This window comes from Streptomyces sp. NPDC001204 (assembly GCF_053598035.1).
The window spans coordinates 20,049-38,531 of the sequence record NZ_JBSFJL010000054.1 but is presented as its reverse complement, the minus strand read 5'-3'; the positions used below and the strand labels follow the sequence as shown (position 1 = coordinate 38,531).

The 18,483-nt window shown below is 73.8% G+C and carries 5 protein-coding genes and 1 pseudogene; 2 read left to right on the top strand and 4 right to left on the bottom strand.

Going from position 1 to position 18,483, the window contains the following annotated elements; genetic code table 11:
• Positions 1–96 precede the first annotated feature (96 nt).
• From ACWC91_RS39650 to ACWC91_RS39635, 4 genes are read right to left on the bottom strand one after another with little or no spacing between them, the layout of a single operon-like run.
• The gene (locus tag ACWC91_RS39650) at positions 97–294 is read right to left on the bottom strand and encodes a ferredoxin (protein ID WP_263638667.1); all 198 of its coding nucleotides are present in this window, start codon (positions 292–294) and stop codon (positions 97–99) included.
• Between the two features lie 55 nt (positions 295–349).
• Entirely contained in the window at positions 350–1,549 is a 1,200-nt protein-coding gene (locus tag ACWC91_RS39645; protein WP_450644519.1) for a cytochrome P450, read from the bottom strand.
• On the bottom strand, positions 1,549–2,607 hold the full coding sequence (locus ACWC91_RS39640; RefSeq protein WP_225079943.1) for a DegT/DnrJ/EryC1/StrS family aminotransferase: 1,059 nt from the start codon (positions 2,605–2,607) through the stop codon (positions 1,549–1,551). The genes ACWC91_RS39645 and ACWC91_RS39640 overlap by 1 nt, the downstream gene beginning before the upstream one ends.
• A gap of 24 nt (positions 2,608–2,631) precedes the next feature.
• Complete coding sequence (locus ACWC91_RS39635) at positions 2,632–4,023, bottom strand: glycosyltransferase (RefSeq protein ID WP_225079942.1); 1,392 nt, start codon at positions 4,021–4,023, stop codon at positions 2,632–2,634.
• Between the two features lie 378 nt (positions 4,024–4,401).
• Here ACWC91_RS39635 and ACWC91_RS39630 point away from each other — a divergent pair.
• Together ACWC91_RS39630 and ACWC91_RS39625 are read left to right on the top strand one after the other, a co-directional pair.
• Positions 4,402–8,874: pseudogene (locus tag ACWC91_RS39630) on the top strand (type I polyketide synthase); the annotation flags it as partial.
• 46 nt (positions 8,875–8,920) lie between these two features.
• Positions 8,921–18,475: a type I polyketide synthase gene (locus ACWC91_RS39625; protein WP_450726275.1), complete on the top strand. Its 9,555-nt coding sequence runs from the start codon at positions 8,921–8,923 to the stop codon at positions 18,473–18,475.
• Positions 18,476–18,483: the final 8 nt, after the last annotated feature.

Sequence of the window (18,483 nt, the reverse complement as noted above, 5' to 3'; positions counted from 1 at the left end):
GACCGCACCAGCTACAAAGCCACCACCAGCATCGAAATCCTTGCGGCCGCAGGCACTTGACGACATGCCCCAGCCGCAAACTTCACGGCCTTGGCTCTAGTCCTCCACCACCGAGATCGCCATCGAGGGGCAGACCACCGCCGCCTCCCGGACCGCGTCCAGCGTGGCCGGGTCCGACGGCTGTACGAGGACGGTCACCAGGCCGTCGTCGTCCTGGTCGAACACGTCCGACACGGTCAGCACGCACTGTCCGGCACCGACGCAGCGATCGATGTCCACGTTGACGCGCACCATCAATTCCTCCAGGGTCGTTCCACCGGGCCGGCCGCCGCGGCGGCCGGCCCGTCGCTCAGCTCCAGGTGACGGGCAGCTCGTGCAGACCGAACAGCACGCCGTCGTACTTCAGGGACAACTCTTCGACCGGCACGGCAAGTTCGAGAGTCGGGATGCGCTCGAACAGGGTCCGGTAGGCGATCTCCATCTCCACCCGCACCAGGTTCTGCCCGAGGCACTGGTGGACGCCGTAGCCGAACGCCACGTGCGAGCGCGCGGAACGCTCCGGGTTGAACTCCTCGGGCTTGTCGAAGACCGAACCGTCGTGGTTGGCCGCGGCGATCAGCGGCACGATGCCCTCACCGGCCCGGATCAGCTGGCCGCCGATCTCCACGTCCTCCACCGCCACCCGGAAGGACACCAGGTCGGCGACCGAGTAGTAGCGCAGCATCTCCTCCACGATGCGGTCGTCGCCGATCCACTGCGGGTTGGTCAGCAACTGGACGACGCCCAGGCCGATGTTGTTCGCCGTGGTCTCGTGCCCCGCGATGAGCAGGAGCATCGACACCCCGGACAGCTCCTGCCGGGACATGGTGCCGGCCTTGATCAGCCGGCTGATCAGGTCCTCGCCGGGGCGGCGGCCCTTGATCTGGATCAGCCGGTTCAGATAGCGCAGCAGCGCCTTGGAGGCCGCGTCGCGTTCCTCGTCGGTGGAGGAGAGGGTCACCAGGACCCTCGTCTTCGCCTCGAAGAAGTCCCGGTCCGCCTTGGGCACCCCGAGCAGGTCGGAGATGACCAGCGACGGCACGGAGAGCGCGAAGTCCGCGATCAGGTCGGCCGAGTTGCCCGCGGCGAGCAGCCCGTCGATCCGCTCGTCCACGATCTGCTGGATCGCCGGACGCAGCTCCCGCACCTTGCGCACGGTGAACTCCGGGATCAGCGTCTTGCGGAACCGGTCGTGCTCCGGGGGATCCAGTGCCACGAACCAGCCCGGGATCTCCGACTGCGACGGGGCGCCGCCGGTGCGCCGCGCCCTCGGGAAGCCGGGACGTGAGGGGTCCGCGCTGATCCGGGGGTCCGTCAGCACGGCCCGCACGTCCTCGTGCCGCGTCACCAGCCACACCGGGCCGCTGGCGGGCAGTTCGGAGCGCACCAGGCCCTCGCCCGCCCGGTAGTCGGCGTACTCCGGCGGCGGGAACGGACGCCCAGGCCGCCGCAGCGGGAAGGCGACCGGGCAGCCCGGAGCGAAGGTCGTCGTCTTGGCGTCGGCGGTCATCACTTGGCTCCGTAGAAGTCGCGAATCCGGTCGGTGATGAACTCCTGCTCCTGCGCGGTCAGTCCGGTGTGCGTGGGCAGGTAGAACCCGTCCTCGCTGAGCCGGGAGGCGTTCAGCGACGGCCAGTCGGCGTCGTAGTAGCCCGGCTGGCGGCTCATCGGCTTGAAGAACACCCGGGTCTCGACGCCCTGGCCGGCCAGGTACGCGCGCAGCTCCTCGCTCCGCTCGGCCCGCAGGTCGTACATCCACAGCACGTCGCGGGCCGGCATCAGCGTGACGCCGGGCACGTCCCGCAGCGCCTCGTCGTAGCGCTTCTCGATGTCGCGGCGGGTCGCGAGGATGGTGTCCAGCTGCTCGGTCTGCGCGAGCGCCACCGCGGCCTGCATGTTCGTCATGCGGTAGTTGTAGGCCAGCTTCTTGTGCAGGAAGCTGTGGTCCCTGGTGAACGCCATCGCCCGCAGATGCGCCATTTGCTCGGCCAGATGGGCGTCCCGCGTCAGGCACACCCCGCCCTCACCCGCCGTGATGATCTTGTTGGCGAACAGCGAGAAGCAGGCGATGTCGCCCACCGGCCGCACCCCGTGCGCCTCGGCCGAGTCCTCGACGACCCGCAGGTTGTACTCGTACGCCAGGTTCATGATGGCGTCCATGTCGCACTGTCGGCCGTAGATGTGCACCGGCATGATCACCCTGGTGCGCGGGGTGATCTTCTCCTCGATGCGGGAGACGTCGATGTTCAGGTCGTCGCCGCAGTCCACGAACACCGGGGTCGCCCCCGTGTACGTGACGGCCCACGCGGAGGCGATCATCGTGAACTCCGGGACGATCACCTCGTCGCCGGGGCCGACGCCCAGCGCCCGCAGCGCCAGCGTCAGCGCGGTGGTGCCCGAGGAACAGGCGACGCCGTGCGGCATGTCGTTGTAGGCGGCGAACGCCTCCTCGAACCGCCGGACGTAGGGGCCCTGCGACGAGATCCAGCCACCGCCGACGGCCTCCGTCACATACTCGAGCTCGCGGCCCTTCAGCCACGGCATGGAGACCGGATACGTATAGGACATCCTTGACTTCCTCGAATTCCTCGGTCAGTCGTTTGCCAGGACGGGGAGGCCGAGCAGCAGGTCCGCGGCGGCGGTACGACCGCCCGCGGCCTTCAGCAACCCGGCGTAGTACTCGGCGCGTTCGGTGAAGGACGGCTCGTCGAGCACGCGGGTGATCTTGTCGAGGACGTCGTCCGTGTCCACGGTCTCGGGGCGGTCGACGGTCAGGCTCACGCCGAAGTCCTGGCCGCGCACGGCCTGGTCGTCGCAGTCCACCCACAACGGCCGTACCACCAGCGGCTTTCCGAAGTACAGGCCCTCGTGGTAGCCGTTGCCGCCGGCGTGCGTGAAGAACACCTTGACGTTCGGGTGGGCCAGCACGTCCAGCTGCGAGGGAACCCAGCTCTCGATCCGCAGGTTCGCGGGCAGTTCCCCGGCCGGGGGCAGCAGGTGCTGCTGCTCGCGCGGCAGCTTCCACAGCACCTGGTGGCCCTCGCCCTCCAGCCGGCGGGCCACCTCGACCAGCGAGGCGACCTGCTCCCGGGTGAGCCGGGTGATGGTGCCGAAGCCCATGAAGACCACGGACTTCTGCTCCGTCAGCCAGTCCGAGAGACCGTCGTCGTCCGGCGCCTGCGGCAGCGGCGGCACCAGCGTGCCCACCAGCCGCACCTTCTCGTGCATCGGGAACGGGTAGTCCAGCTCGGGCACCGAGTAGCACAGCACCTGCTCGGCGTGGTCGATGCGCGCCATCATCTGCCGCGCCTCGGAGGAGATGCCCAGCTCGCCGCGGATGCGGTTGTCCTCCTCGACGACCTCGCGCATCTCCTTCGTCATGAACATCCCGAGCGTGCGCACCCGGAACAGCTCGTTCTCCACGCGCTGGGCGATCGTCATCCTCCCGGGCAGGCCCGAGTGCGGCACCGGGAACCCTGACGGCGTGTACGACTTGGCGAACGGCACGTGCGAGGTCAGCACGTTGCTCGGCAGGAACGGCACCCCGAGCACGAACGGGATCTTCTTGGTGATCGCCAGCTCGTACCCGAACTGGCACATGCTCTCGATCACCATCAGGGCGGGCTGGACCTCCTCGACGACCTTCTCCAGCGCCCGGTACTTCTCCACCCGGGTCTCAGGCGCGAAGGAGTGCCGGATCACCGCGCGGTGCGCCTTGAAACGGGACCGCTGCGTCACCTCGGCGTAGGTGTCGTCGTCCCAGGTGACCGCCGACATCTGCGACACGGTGTCGCCGAGCGAGGCGAACCGCAGCGAACTGCCCACCGACGACGACTCGATCTGGTCCCGCGCCTTCTCGTCCGTGGCGAACCACAGATCCTCCACACCGCGCCGGGACAATTCCTCGGCCAGTACGAGCAGCGGATTGAGAAGACCGCTTTCGGCATAACTGACGAACAGGATCGGCCGCCTGTGCGCGCCCATGGACAACACCCTCCGGAAAGTGGCGGACCACGTGGGCCCGCACGCCTCGCGTCCACCCACCGAATGTCGCCGGATGACCGCATTCGCCGACGCCGCCGCCTGTCGCGCACGCCGTCACAGGACACCGCCGACCCCGCCGCGCGGCGCACCGTGCCGCTCGGGAGAAGCGTGCCGCTGACTTCGTCTCACGCCAGGGTCCGGGGAATCCCTAGTCTTCGCCCGAGAGCGGGGGTTTTCGGTGCCGTTCGGGCACGGCCGGGCGCCGAACGGAGAGATTCCTTAGGGAAAAGTACAGCCTTCGCGCCCCTACGATCCGGCAGGCAGAGGTGGCCGCAGGACCGACTTTTCCGCAGGGGTGAGCGAGGCATGAGGATCGGAGCCGACGAGGACCCGGTAGTGGTCGTCGGAATGGCCTGCCGCTTTCCGGGAGGCGTCGAGGGACCCGAGGACCTGTGGGAACTGGTCCGTGCCGGCCGCGACGCCACCGGGCCGTTCCCCGGCGACCGCGGCTGGGACCTGGCCGCCCTGACCGGTGACGGGCCCGGCCACAGCGTGACCCACCGAGGCGGATTCCTCGCCGCGGCCGCCGACTTCGACGCCGGCTTCTTCGGGATGTCGCCCCGCGAGGCCGTCTCCACCGACCCGCAGCAGCGGCTCGTCCTGGAGACCTCCTGGGAGGCCCTGGAACACGCCGGCATCGACCCGCACACCCTGCGGGGCACCCGCACCGGCGTCTTCGTCGGCACCAACGGCCAGGACTACGCGGCCGTCGCCAACGCCTCCTCCGAGGACCTCACCGGACACGCCCTCACCGGCCTGTCGCCGAGCATCGCCTCCGGGCGGCTCGCCTACTTCCTCGGCCTCGAAGGACCCGCCGTCACCCTCGACACGGCGTCCTCCTCGTCCCTGGTCGCCCTCCACTACGCGCTGCGCTCCCTGCGGTCGGGGGAGTGCGCCACCGCCCTGGCCGGCGGCGTCACCGTGATGTCCACTCCGGTCGGGTTCATCGCCTACACCCGGCAGGGCGGACTCGCCGCCGACGGCCGCTGCAAGGTCTTCTCCGACGACGCCGACGGCACCACCTGGGCGGAGGGCGCCGGCATGGTCGTGCTGGAGCGCCTGTCCACCGCCCGCGCCGCCGGGCACCGGGTGCTCGCCGTGCTGCGCGGCTCCGCCGTCAACCAGGACGGCGCCTCCGGCGGTCTCACCGCCCCCAGTGGACCGGCCCAGGAACGCGTCGTCCGCGAGGCCCTCGCCGACGCCGGACTCGGTCCCGCCGACATCGACCTCGTCGAGGCCCACGGCACCGGCACCCGGCTCGGCGACCCCGTCGAGGCCCGGGCCCTGATCGCCACCTACGGCCAGGACCGCGACGGCGGACGGCCGCTGCGCCTCGGCTCCCTGAAGTCGAACATCGGGCACGCGCAGGCCGCCGCCGGCATCGGCGGACTCATCAAGGCCGTCCAGGCGATGCGCCACGGCCTGATGCCGCGGACCCTGAACGTCTCCGCCCCCACCCGGCACGTCGACTGGCCGGCCGGCGCCGTCGAACTCCTCACCGAGGCCCTGCCCTGGCCCGGCACCGGCCGCCCGCGCCGGGCCGCCGTCTCCTCCTTCGGCATCAGCGGCACGAACGCACACGTCATCGTGGAGGAAGCACCGGCGACCGAGCCCGCGGCCGTCGGGGCCGGGTCCGTCGACCGGTCCGTCGCCCCCGCCGCCGGGTCCGTCGAGCGGCCTGCTGCCGTCGGAGCGGGGCCCGTCGTCGTCGGGGCCGGGTCCGTCGACCGGCGCGCGGCCTCCGCCGTCGGGCCCGCGGCCGTCGCCGTTGCCCCCGCAGCGGTGCCCGCCGGTACTCCCGTCGCCGGGTCCGCCGACCGAATCGCCGCCCCCGCTGCTTCTGCCGCGGTCGCCACCGCCGCCGGGTCGGCTGCCCAGCTCCCCGCCCCTGCCGCCGCCGAGTCGGCCCACCGACGCATGGTCTCCACCGTCGGGTCCGCCGAGCGGCCTGCTGCCCCCTCCGCCGGGTCCGTCGGCCGGCCCCCCGTTCCCGCCGCCGAGGCCGCCGTCCAACTGCCCGCACTCGCAGGCCTCGTGCCCGCGCCGGACGCCGTGGCATGGCCGGTGTCCGCGGCCTCCGCGCAGGCCCTCGACGCCCAGATCGAACGCCTCACCTCCTTCGTCGGCGCCCACCCCGGCCTCGACCCGCTGGACGTCGGCCACTCCCTGGCCACCGGCCGGGCCGCGCTGCGCCACCGCGCGGTCCTGACGCCGTCCGGCGACGGCGCCGTGGAGCGCGCCCGCGGCGAGGCCGCCTCCCGCGTCACCGCCGTCCTCTTCTCCGGACAGGGCTCCCAGCGGCTCGGCATGGGCCGTGAACTCGCTGCCCGCTTCCCGGTGTTCGCCGACGTCCTGGAGACCGTCCTGGCCGCCCTGGACCCCGAGCTGGAGCGTCCGGTGCGGTCCGTGATGTGGGGCGAGGACCCCGCCGAACTCGACCGCACCGGGTGGACCCAGCCCGCGCTGTTCGCCTTCGAGGTCGCCCTCTACCGGCTCGCCGAGTCCTTCGGACTGCGCCCCGGCGCCGTCGGCGGCCACTCCGTCGGCGAGATCGCCGCCGCGCACGTCGCCGGGGTGCTCTCGCTGGAGGACGCCGCGCGGCTGGTCGCCGCCCGCGCCACCCTGATGCAGGCACTGCCCGCCGGCGGCGCCATGTCCGCCGTCGAGGCGTCCGAGGACGAGGTCCTCCCGCTGCTCGGCGACGACGTCTCCCTCGCCGCCGTCAACGGCCCCACCGCGGTCGTCGTCTCCGGCACCGAGGACGCCGTGGAGCGGGTCGCCGCCCACTTCGCCGCCCGGGGCCGCCGCACCAGCCGCCTCGCGGTCTCGCACGCCTTCCACTCGCCGCTGATGGAGCCGATGCTCGACGCCTTCCGGGACGTCGTCGCCCGGCTCACCTTCCACGAGCCGACGCTGCCGGTCATGTCCAACCTCACCGGTGAACTGGCCGGTGCCGAGATCGCCACCCCCGAGTACTGGGTACGGCACGTACGCGGCACCGTCCGCTTCGCCGACGGCGTGACGGCGCTGCGTGAGCACGGCACCGACCTGCTGATCGAGCTGGGACCCGGCAGCGTCCTCACCGCCCTCGCACGCACCGTCCTCGGCCCGGACGCCTCGGTCGACGCCGTCCCCACCCTCCGCAAGGACCAGCCCGAGGAGACGGCCCTCACCGCCGCGCTCGGCCGGCTCTACGTCCTCGGCGTGCCCGTCGACTGGTCCGCCCTCTACACCGGCACCGGAGCCCGCCGCACCGACCTGCCGACGTACGCCTTCCAGCGGGCCCGGCACTGGCCCGCCCCGGCCCGGCCCGGCGCCACCGCCCCCGCGGGCGGCGGCCATCCGCTGCTCGGCCCGGCCGTCGAACTCGCCGACGGCGGCGCGGTGTCCGTCGCGACGCTCTCCGCCGCCACCCACCCCTGGCTCGCCGACCACGCCGTCGCCGGACGCGTCCTGCTGCCCGCCGCGGTGCTCGTGGAACTCGCCGTCCGCGCGGGCGACGACACCGGATGCGACGTCCTGCACGAACTCGCCCTGGTCGAGGCGCCCGTCCTGCACGGCGGTGACACCCTGAACCTCCAGGTCCGGGTCGGCTCCGCCGACGAGGCCGGCCGGCGCACCGTCACCGTCCACTCCCGGCCGGGCAGCACCCCCACCGAGCCCTGGACCCAGCGGGCCGGCGGCCTGCTCGGCACCGCGCCCGGCACCGCCGCGGCCCCCGACACCTCCTTCGCGACCGCCTGGCCCCCGCCGGGCGCCGAACCCGTCGACCTCGACGACCACTACGAGCGGCTCGTCGACGACGGCCTCGACCTCGGACCGGCCTTCCGCGGCCTGCGCGCCGCCTGGCACCACGACGGGGCGGTCCTCGCCGAGGTCGAACTCCCGGCCGGCACCACCGACGACCCCGGCGCCTACGGGGTGCACCCCGCGCTCCTCGACGCCGCCCGGCACGCCGCCCTCACCACGACCGGCACGCTCCCCGTCGCCTGGCGCGGGGTCCGGCTGCACGCCGTCGGCGCCACCGCCCTGCGGGTGCGGATCGGCTCCGCCGACGACGGAGCCCTGACCCTGACCGCCGCCGACGTCACCGGCGCCCCGGTGCTCACCGCCGACGCCGTCGTCGTACGGCGGCTCACCGAGCAGGAGCGCACCGCCCCCCGGCCGCCCACGCGCACCCGGATCCAGAACACCGCGGCCCCGCGCCGCACCCGGCCCGTCGCCGCCGTACCCGGCGCCGCCCCCGCCGAGCCGTCCGCCGCCGCGGTGCCCGACACCTTCGCGGCCGAGATGGCGGCCCTGGCACCGGCCGAGCGTGAACGCCGGCTCATCGGCCTGGTGCGGACCCAGGCGGCGGCGGTCCTCGGCCACCAGGGCCCGGACGCGGTCGGACCCCGCGCGGTCTTCAAGGAACTGGGCTTCGACTCGCTGGCCGGCGTGGAACTCGGCGACCGCCTCACCGCGCTGACCGGACTGCGGCTGCCGGCCACCCTCGTCTTCAACTTCCCCACCCCCGAACTCGCCGCCCGGCGCATCGGGGAACTCCTCGTCGCGTCCGGCTCCCCGCCGCAGGGATCGTGCGACGACGAACTCACCAGGTTCGAGGCCGTCGTGCGGACCCTGCCGGACGACGACCCCGAACGCCGGGCCGTCGCCGACCGCCTGGACGCACTCGTCGCCTCGCTCCGCCGGAACTCCGCCCCGCGGGAGGACTTCTCCGACGAGGACATCGGCTCGGTGTCGGTCGACAGGCTGCTCGACATCATCGATGAAGAGTTCGAAACCACATAGCGGATTCCCAGCTTTCGTTCGCGACCCGATGACGAGGACGGACCCGATGCCGGAACCCCAGCAGAACCAGCAGGAAAAAGTTGTCGACTACCTTCGCCGGGTCACCAACGATCTGCGACGCGCACGCCGCCGTATAGGCGAGTTGGAATCCCGCGACAACGAGCCCGTCGCGATCGTCGGAATGAGCTGCCGGCTGCCCGGCGGAGTGAGCTCGCCGGAATCCCTGTGGGAACTCGTGGAATCCGGCGGGGACGCCATTTCCGGATTTCCCGCCGACCGCGGCTGGGACATCGAGGCACTCACCGGAAACGGTGAGGGAAGCAGCTCCACACACGAAGGCGGATTCCTCTACGAGGCCACCGACTTCGACGCCGGGTTCTTCGGCATATCGCCGCGCGAGGCGACCGCCATGGACCCGCAGCAGCGCCTGCTGCTCGAAGTCTCCTGGGAGGCCCTGGAACGGGCCGGTATCGCCCCCACCTCCCTGCGCGGCAGCTCGACCGGCGTGTTCGTGGGCTCCTACCACTGGGGCGCCCCCTCCGCGGACACCGCCGCCGAACTCCACGGCCACGCCCTGACCGGCACCGCCGCCAGCGTGCTGTCCGGCCGTCTCTCCTACGTCTACGGTCTCGAGGGCCCGGCGGTCACCGTCGACACCGCGTGCTCCTCCTCCCTCGTCGCCCTGCACATGGCGGCCCGGTCGCTGCGCAGCGGGGAGTCCTCGCTCGCCGTCGTCGGCGGCGTCACCATCCTCGCCGAGCCGTCCGTCTTCGTGGAGTTCAGCGCCCAGGGCGGCCTGGCCCCCGACGGCCGCTGCAAGGCGTTCTCCGACGAGGCCGACGGCACCGGCTGGGGCGAGGGCGTCGGTGTCCTCGTCGTCGAACGGCTCTCCGACGCCGTCCGCAACGGCCACCCGGTGCTCGCCGTGCTGCGCGGCTCCGCCGTCAACCAGGACGGCGCCTCCAACGGCCTGACCGCCCCCAACGGCCGCGCCCAGGAGCAGGTCATCCGCCAGGCCCTGGGCAACTGCGGCCTCACCGGCGCCGACGTCGACGCCGTCGAGGCGCACGGCACCGGCACCCGCCTCGGCGACCCCATCGAGGCGCAGGCCCTGCTCGCCACCTACGGCCAGGAGCACGGCCCCGAACAGCCCCTGTGGCTGGGCTCCCTGAAGTCCAACATCGGCCACACCCAGGCCGCCGCGGGTGTCGCGGGCGTCATCAAGATGGTCATGGCGCTGCGTCACGGCGTGCTGCCCCGGACCCTGCACTCCGCGTCGCCCTCTGCCCACGTCGACTGGGAGTCGGGGCACGTCCGCCTCCTGAGCGAGGCCACCGCCTGGCCGGAGACCGGCCGTCCGCGCCGGGCCGCGGTGTCCTCGTTCGGCATCAGCGGCACCAACGCCCACGCCGTACTGGAGCAGGCCCCCGTGCCCGCCGAGGACGCCGGGGCCGAGGACGCCCCGCAGCGGCCGGCCGTCGTGCCGGGCGCCCTGCCGTGGCTGCTCTCCGCCCACTCCGAGCAGGCGCTCCGCGACCAGGCCGCCGCCCTCGTCACCCGCCTCGACGCCGACACCGAGCCACGCCCCCAGGACGTCGGCCACAGCCTGCTCTCCTCCCGGGCCCTGCTGGAGCGCCGGGCCGTCGTCGTCGCGGCCGGCCGCGACGACCTGCTCACCGGCAGCCGCGCCCTGGCCGAGGGCCAGTCCTGGAGCGGACTCGTCGAGGGAACCGCCGACGTAGACGGCCGTACGGTCTTCGTGTTCCCCGGTCAGGGTTCGCAGTGGGTGGGCATGGGTGCTCGACTCCTGGACGAGTCGTCGGTGTTCGCGGAGCGGATCGCCGAGTGCGGGGACGCGCTGGCCGAGTTCACGGACTGGAACCTGGTCGATGTGCTGCGGGGCGTGGAGGGTGCGCCGACGCTGGAGCGTGTCGACGTGGTCCAGCCCGCGTCGTTCGCGGTGATGGTGTCCCTGGCCGCGGTGTGGTGTGCGCAGGGTGTGGAGCCGGACGCGGTGGTGGGTCACTCGCAGGGTGAGATCGCCGCTGCCGTGGTGTCCGGTGCGTTGTCGCTGCGTGATGGTGCGCGTGTGGTGGCGCTGCGGAGCCAGGCCATCGGGCGGAGCCTCGCGGGCCGGGGCGGGATGATGTCGGTGGCGCTGCCGGTCGCCGATGTGGAGGCCCGTCTGGAGGCGTTCGGCGGGCGGGTGTCCGTCGCCGCCGAGAACGGCCCCCGCTCCTGCGTGGTCTCCGGCGAACCCGGCGCCCTGGACGAGCTGTCCGACCTGCTCACCGCCGAGGACGTGCGCGTGCGCCGCGTCCCCGTGGACTACGCCTCGCACTCCCACCACGTCGAGGATCTGCACGACGAGATCCTTCAGCTGCTGGCGGAGGTCGCGCCGACCGCGTCGCGGATCCCGCTGTTCTCCACGGTCACCGGCGACTGGCTCGACACCACCGTCATGGACGCCGGCTACTGGTACCGCAGCCTGCGCGGACGCGTGCTGTTCGCCGACGCCGTGCGTGGTCTGATCGCCGCCGAGCACCGCGCCTTCATCGAGGTCAGCTCCCACCCCGTGCTGTCGATGTCCGTCCAGGACATGATCGACGACGCCGGTGTGGCGGGTGTCGCCTCGGGCACCCTGCGCCGCGACAACGGCGGCCTGGACCGCTTCCTGCTCTCCGCCGCCCAGGTGTTCGTCCGCGGCGTCCACGTCGACTGGGCCCCGCTGTTCGAGGGCACCGGCGCGTCCCGCGTCGACCTGCCCACCTACGCCTTCCAGCACGAGCGCTACTGGATCAGCCGTGCCGTCGTGGACCGTTCGGCCACCGCACCGATGGACGCCGAGTTCTGGGCGGCCGTCGAGCAGGCGGACGTCTCCGCCCTCACCGAAGCGCTCGGCACGGACGAGGAGTCCGTCGCCGCGATCCTCTCCGGCCTCGCCTCCTGGCGCCGCACGCGCGGCGAGCGCTCCACCCTCGACTCCTGGCGCTACCGGGTCACCTGGGAGCCGCTGGCCCGGGTTCCCCGCGCCACCCTCGACGGCACCTGGCTGCTGGTCACCGCCGACGGCGTCGACGACACCGGCGTCGCCGAGGCACTGGAAGCGGGCGGCGCCCAGGTGCGCCGTCTCGTCCTCGACGAGACCTGCGCCGACTCCGCCGTCCTGCGTGAGCGCCTGACCGACACCGACGGCCTCACCGGCATCGTCTCCGTCCTCGCCGACGCCGAACAGGACTCCGCCCGCCACCCCGGACTGACCCTCGGACTGGCGCTGTCCGTGTCGCTGGCGCAGGCCCTCGGTGAGGCCGGCGTCCCCGCCCCGCTGTGGTTCCTGACGCGAGGCGCCTTCTCCACCGGCCCGTCCGACCCCGTCACCCGGCCGCTGCAGAGCCAGGTCGCCGGTCTCGGCTGGACCGTCGCCGTCGAACACCCCCACCGCTGGGGCGGCGTCGTCGACCTGCCCGGCATCCTCGACCCCCGCACCGCCCAGCGGCTCGCCGCCGCCCTCGCCGGCGCGCTCGGCGACGACGACCAGCTCGCCATCCGGCCCGCCGGCGTCCTCGCCCGCCGCGTCATCCGCGCGAGCGGCGACACCCGCCGCAGGACCCGCTCCTGGACGCCGCGCGGCACCACCCTCGTCACCGGCGGCTCCGGCACCCTCGCCCCCGGACTCGCCCGCCACCTGTCCGCCCACGGCGCCGAGCACCTCGTACTGCTCAGCCGCCGCGGCGCCGACGCCCCCGGCGCGGCCGAACTCGCCGCCGAACTCGAAGCGGCGGGCACCGAGACGCAGTTCGCGGCCTGCGACATCACCGACCGCGACGCGGTCGCCGCCCTCCTCGACGGCCTGAAGGCCGAGGGCCGCACCGTCCGCACGGTCGTGCACACCGCCGCCGTCATCGAACTGTCCGCCCTCGCCGACACCACCGTCGACGCGTTCGCCGAGGTCGTGCACGCCAAGGTCACCGGCGCACGGATCCTCGACGAACTCCTCGACGACGAGGAGCTGGACGACTTCGTCCTGTACTCCTCCACCGCCGGCATGTGGGGCAGCGGCGTGCACGCCGCGTACGTCGCGGGCAACGCCTACCTGTCCGCGCTCGCCGAACAGCGCCGCGCCCGCGGCGCCCGCGCCACCTCCATCCACTGGGGCAAGTGGCCCGACGACCTCGAACGCGAACTGGCCGACCCGCACCAGATCCGCCGCAGCGGCCTGGAGTACCTCGACCCGGAGCTGGCGCTGACCGCCCTCCAGCGCGTCATGGAGGACGACGAGACCGTCATCGGCCTCATGGACATCGACTGGGGCACGTACCACGACGTCTTCACCGCGGGACGCCCCTCGCGCCTGTTCGACCGGATCCCCGAGGTCGCGCGGCTGCTGGCCGACCGGGCCGCGCCCGCCGCGGCGGCCACCGCCGCCGGCGGCCTGGCCGCCCGCCTCCAGGGTGTGTCCGCCGCCGAGCAGGACCGGATCGTGCTCGCCCTGGTCCGCGAGGAGACCGCCGCCGTCCTCGGCCACGCCTCCGCCGACACCGTCCCGGAGCGCCGCGCCTTCCGCGACATCGGCTTCGACTCGGTGACCGCCGTCGACCTGCGCAACCGCCTCGTCGCCGCGACCGGGCTCACCCTGCCGTCCACCATGGTCTTCGACCACCCGAACGCGGTCGCGCTCGCCACCTTCCTCAAGTCCACCGCGCTCGGCACCACCGGCACGGCCGGCGACCGGCCCGCCGCCGCGGTCGCCGGCGCCGGCGCCGACGACGACCCGATCGTCATCGTCGGCATGAGCTGCCGCTTCCCCGGCGGCGCGAGCACCCCGGAGGAGCTGCTGCGGCTCGCCCTCGACGGCGCCGACGCCATCTCCGAGTTCCCCGCCGAACGCGGCTGGGACGCCCACGGCCTCTACGACCCCGACCCCGACCGGCAGGGCCGCACCTACTCCGTGCACGGCGGGTTCCTGCACGAGGCGGCCGGCTTCGACCCCGGGTTCTTCGGCATCTCGCCCCGCGAGGCGCTGTCGATGGACCCGCAGCAGCGGCTGCTCCTCGAAACCTCCTGGGAGGTCCTGGAGCGGGCCGGCATCGACCCCGAGTCGCTGCGCTCCAGTGCCACCGGCACCTTCTTCGGCGCCAGTTACCAGGACTACTCCAGCAGCGTCCAGAACGGCACCGAGGGCACCGAGGTGCACATGATGACCGGCACCGCGGCCAGCGTGCTGTCCGGCCGTGTCTCCTACCTGCTCGGTCTTGAGGGCCCGGCGGTCACCGTCGACACCGCCTGCTCCTCCTCGCTGGTCGCGATGCACCTGGCCTGCCAGTCCCTGCGCAGCGGCGAGAGCAGCCTCGCCCTGGCCGGCGGCGCCGCCGTCATGGCCACCCCGCACGCGTTCGTCGGCTTCAGCCGGCAGCGGGCGCTGGCCGAGAACGGCCGCTGCAAGCCGTTCGCGGAGGCCGCCGACGGCATGACCCTCGCCGAGGGCGTCGGCGTCGTCCTGCTGGAGAAGCTCTCCGACGCCCGCCGCCACGGCCACCGCGTCCTCGCCGTGGTCCGCGGCTCCGCCATCAACCAGGACGGCGCCTCCAACGGCCTCACCGCCCCCAACGGCGTCTCCCAGCAGCGCGTCATCCGCCAGGCCCTCGCCAACGCCGGACTCGGCACCGCCGACATCGACGTGGTCGAGGCGCACGGCACCGGCACCAAGCTCGGCGACCCCATCGAGGCGGGCGCCCTGCTCGCCACGTACGGCCAGGGCCGCGACGAGGACAAGCCGCTGCTGCTGGGCTCGGTGAAGTCCAACATCGGCCACACCCAGGCCGCCGCGGGCGTCGCCGGCGTCATCAAGATGGTGATGGCCATGCAGGCCGGCGAACTGCCCGGCACCCTGCACGTCGACGAGCCCTCCAGCCACGTCGACTGGACCTCCGGCGCCGTCACCCTGCTGCGCGAGCGCACCGCCTGGCCCACCGCCGAGGACCGCCCCCGCCGGGCCGGTGTCTCCTCCTTCGGCATCAGCGGCACCAACGCCCACCTCCTCCTGGAGCAGGCCCCGCCCGCCGAAGAGCCCGTCGAGGAGCCGACCGAGGACCCCGAGGACGCCCCGCTCGTCCCCTGGCCGCTGTCCGCCAAGTCCGCGCGGGCGCTGCGCGAGCAGGCGTCCCGGCTGCTGACCGCGACGGCCGGCGCCGCCGCCACGCCCGCCAGCGTCGGACACGCCCTGGCCACCACCCGGACCGCCTTCGACCACCGCGCCGTCGTCCTCGGCAGCCGGCCCGAGGACTTCGCCCGCGGCCTGGAAGCCGTGGTGTCCTCCGCGTCCGCCCCCGGCGTCGTCACCGGCACCGCCGGACCGGACTCCACGGGACCCGTCTTCGTCTACCCGGGCCAGGGCTCCCAGTGGTGGGGGATGGGCCGCGAACTCCTCGCCACCTCCGAGGTGTTCCGCGCCGCCGTCGACGACTGCGCCGCGGCGCTCGCCCCGTACACCGACTGGTCCCTGCACGAGGTCCTGGCCGGCGAGGGCGACCCGGAACTGATGGAGCGCGTGGACGTCGTCCAGCCCGCCCTGTTCTCGATGATGGTCGCCCTCACCGCGCTGTGGCGGGCCCACGGCGTCGAACCGGCCGCCGTGGTCGGCCACTCGCAGGGCGAGATCGCCGCCGCCTGCGTCGCCGGGGCGCTCAGCCTCGAGGACGCCGCCCTCGTCGTGGCGCTGCGCAGCCAGGCCCTGCCCCAGCTGTCCGGGCTCGGCGGCATGATGTCCGTCTCCGCGCCCGCCGAACGCGTCACCGAACTCCTCGGACCCTGGGGCGAGGCACTGTCCGTCGCCGCCGTCAACGGCCCCTCCTCGGTGATCGTCTCCGGCGACGCCGACGCCCTCGACGAACTCCTCGAAACCTGCCGCGAGCAGAACGTACGCGCCCGCAGGGTGTCCGTGGACTACGCCTCGCACGGCCGGCACGTCGAGGCCGTGCGCGACGAACTCGCCCGCGTCCTCGCCCCCGTCAGCCCCCGCACCCCCGAGGTGCCGTTCTACTCGACCGTCACCGGCGCCCGGCTCGACGAGGCGGCCTTCGACGGCTCCTACTGGTACACCAACCTGCGGCAGACGGTGCTGATGGAGGACGCCACCCGCGCCCTCATCGCCGCCGGACACCGTGTGTTCGTGGAGATCAGCCCGCACCCGGTGCTGGCCGCCCCGATCCAGGAGACGCAGGAGACTCTTCAGCAGGAGGTGGCCGAGACCGGTGCCGTCCTCGGCACGCTGCGCCGCGACGACGGCGACCGCCGCCGGTTCCTCACCTCGCTCGCCGAGGCGCACACCCACGGCATCGCCGTCGACTGGAGCACCGTCTTCGACCGCCCCGCGTACGCGCCGGTCGACCTGCCGACCTACCCCTTCCAGCGCCAGGACTTCTGGCCCGAGCCCAAGACCGCCGCCCCGGGCACCGCCGCCGCCTCCGACGCCGCGTTCTGGGAACTGGTCGAGAGCCAGGACCTCGCCGCGCTCGCCGGTGAACTCGGCATCCCCGCCGACGACGGCGCCTCCCGTCTCGGCGACGTGCTGCCCGCGCTGTCCGCCTGGCGCACCCGCTCCCTCACCCGCTCCCGCGTGGACGCCCTGCGCTACCACGTCGAGTGGAACCGCGTCGCCGAACCCGGCACGGCCCGGCCCGCCGGGCGGCTGCTGGCGGTGATCTCGCCGGACCACGCGGGCGCCCCCTGGGTCGCCGCCGTCCTCGACGCGCTCGGCCCGGACACCGTCCTCTTCGAGGCCAAGGGCACCGACCGCACGGCCTGGGCCGCGCAGCTCGCTCAACTCGGGGAGGACGAGGGGGAGTTCCACGCCGTGGTCTCGCTGCTCGCCGCCGCCGAGCCGCTCCACACCGACTTCGGGTCCGTGCCCCTCGGCCTCGCCCAGACCCTCGCCCTCGTCCAGGCCCTCGGCGACGCGGGGCTCACCGCGCCCCTGTGGTGCCTGACCCGGGGCGGTGTCGCCGCCGGCCGCGGCGACGTCCTCAGCAGCCCCGCCCAGGGCGCGCTGTGGGGCCTCGGCCGTGTCATCGGCCTCGAACACCCCGACCGGTGGGGCGGACTCATCGACCTGCCGGAGACGGTCGACTCCCGGGCCGCCGCCCGGCTCACCGGGCTGCTCGCCGACGCGGGCGGTGAGGACCAGCTCGCGATCCGCGGCTCGGGCGTCCTCGCCCGCCGCCTCGCGCACGCCGCCCCGGCCGCACCCGGCTCGGGGAAGCGCCCGCCGGTCCGCGGCTCCGTCCTCGTCACCGGCGGCACCGGCGGCATCGGCGGCCGGGTCGCCCGCCGCCTCGCCGAACAGGGCGCCGCACACCTGGTGCTGACCAGCCGGCGCGGCGCCGACGCCCCGGGAGCGGCCGAACTCCGCGCCGAACTGGAGCAGCTGGGCGTCCGCGTGACCATCGCCGCGTGCGACGCCGCCGACCGGGACGCGCTCGCCGCGCTCCTGGCGGGACTGCCCGAGGACGCGCCGCTCACCGCCGTCTTCCACTCCGCCGGTGTCGCCCACGGCGACGCCCCGGTCGCCGACCTGACGCTCGACCGGCTCGACGCGCTGATGCGCGCCAAGCTGACCGCCGCCCGGCACCTGCACGAACTGACCGCCGGCCTCGACCTGGACGCGTTCGTCCTGTTCTCGTCCGGCGCCGCAGTCTGGGGCAGTGGCGGCCAGCCCGGCTACGCCGCCGCCAACGCCTACCTCGACGCCCTCGCCGAGCACCGCAGGTCCCTCGGTCTGACCGCCTCGTCGGTGGCCTGGGGCACCTGGGGCGAGGTCGGCATGGCCACCGACCCCGAGGTCCACGACCGGCTCGTCCGCCAGGGCGTCCTGGCCATGGAACCGGAACACGCGCTGGGCGCGCTCGACCAGATGCTGGAGGACGACGACACCGCGCTCGCCGTCACCCTGATGGACTGGGAGCTGTTCGCGCCCGCCTTCACCGCGAACCGTCCCAGCGCCCTGCTGAGCACCGTCCCGGAGGCCGTCTCGGCCCTCAGCGACGAGGGCCCGGCCGACGGCGGCGCCGACACGGCCGTACCGCCGCTGCGCGCCCGCCTGGACGGGCTGCCCACCGCCGAACGCGGCCGGGCCCTCGTCGAAACCGTCCGCGCCGAGGCGTCCGCGACCCTCGGCCACGACAGCCCCGACGCGGTGCCCGCCTCCCGCGCCTTCCGCGACGTCGGCTTCGACTCCGTCACCGCCGTCGAACTGCGCAACCGTCTCCGCTCCGCCCTCGGGCTGCCGCTGCCGGCCGCCCTGGTCTTCGACTACCCGACCCCCGCGGCCCTCGCCCAGCACATCGGTTCGCTGCTCTACGGCACCGCACCCGATGACGCGGACACGGGCCGCGCCGACGACCCCGACGCCCGCATCCGCGAGGCCCTGGCCACCGTCCCGATCGGACGGCTGCGCAAGGCGGGCCTCCTCGACATGGTGCTGAAACTCGCCGAGTCCGACGACGTTGAGGACAGCGCCCCCGCCACGGACGACACGGCGGACTCCCTCGACGACATGGACGCCGAAGAGCTGCTGCGGCTGGCCGCCCAGAACTCGGCGAACTGAAAGAGAGC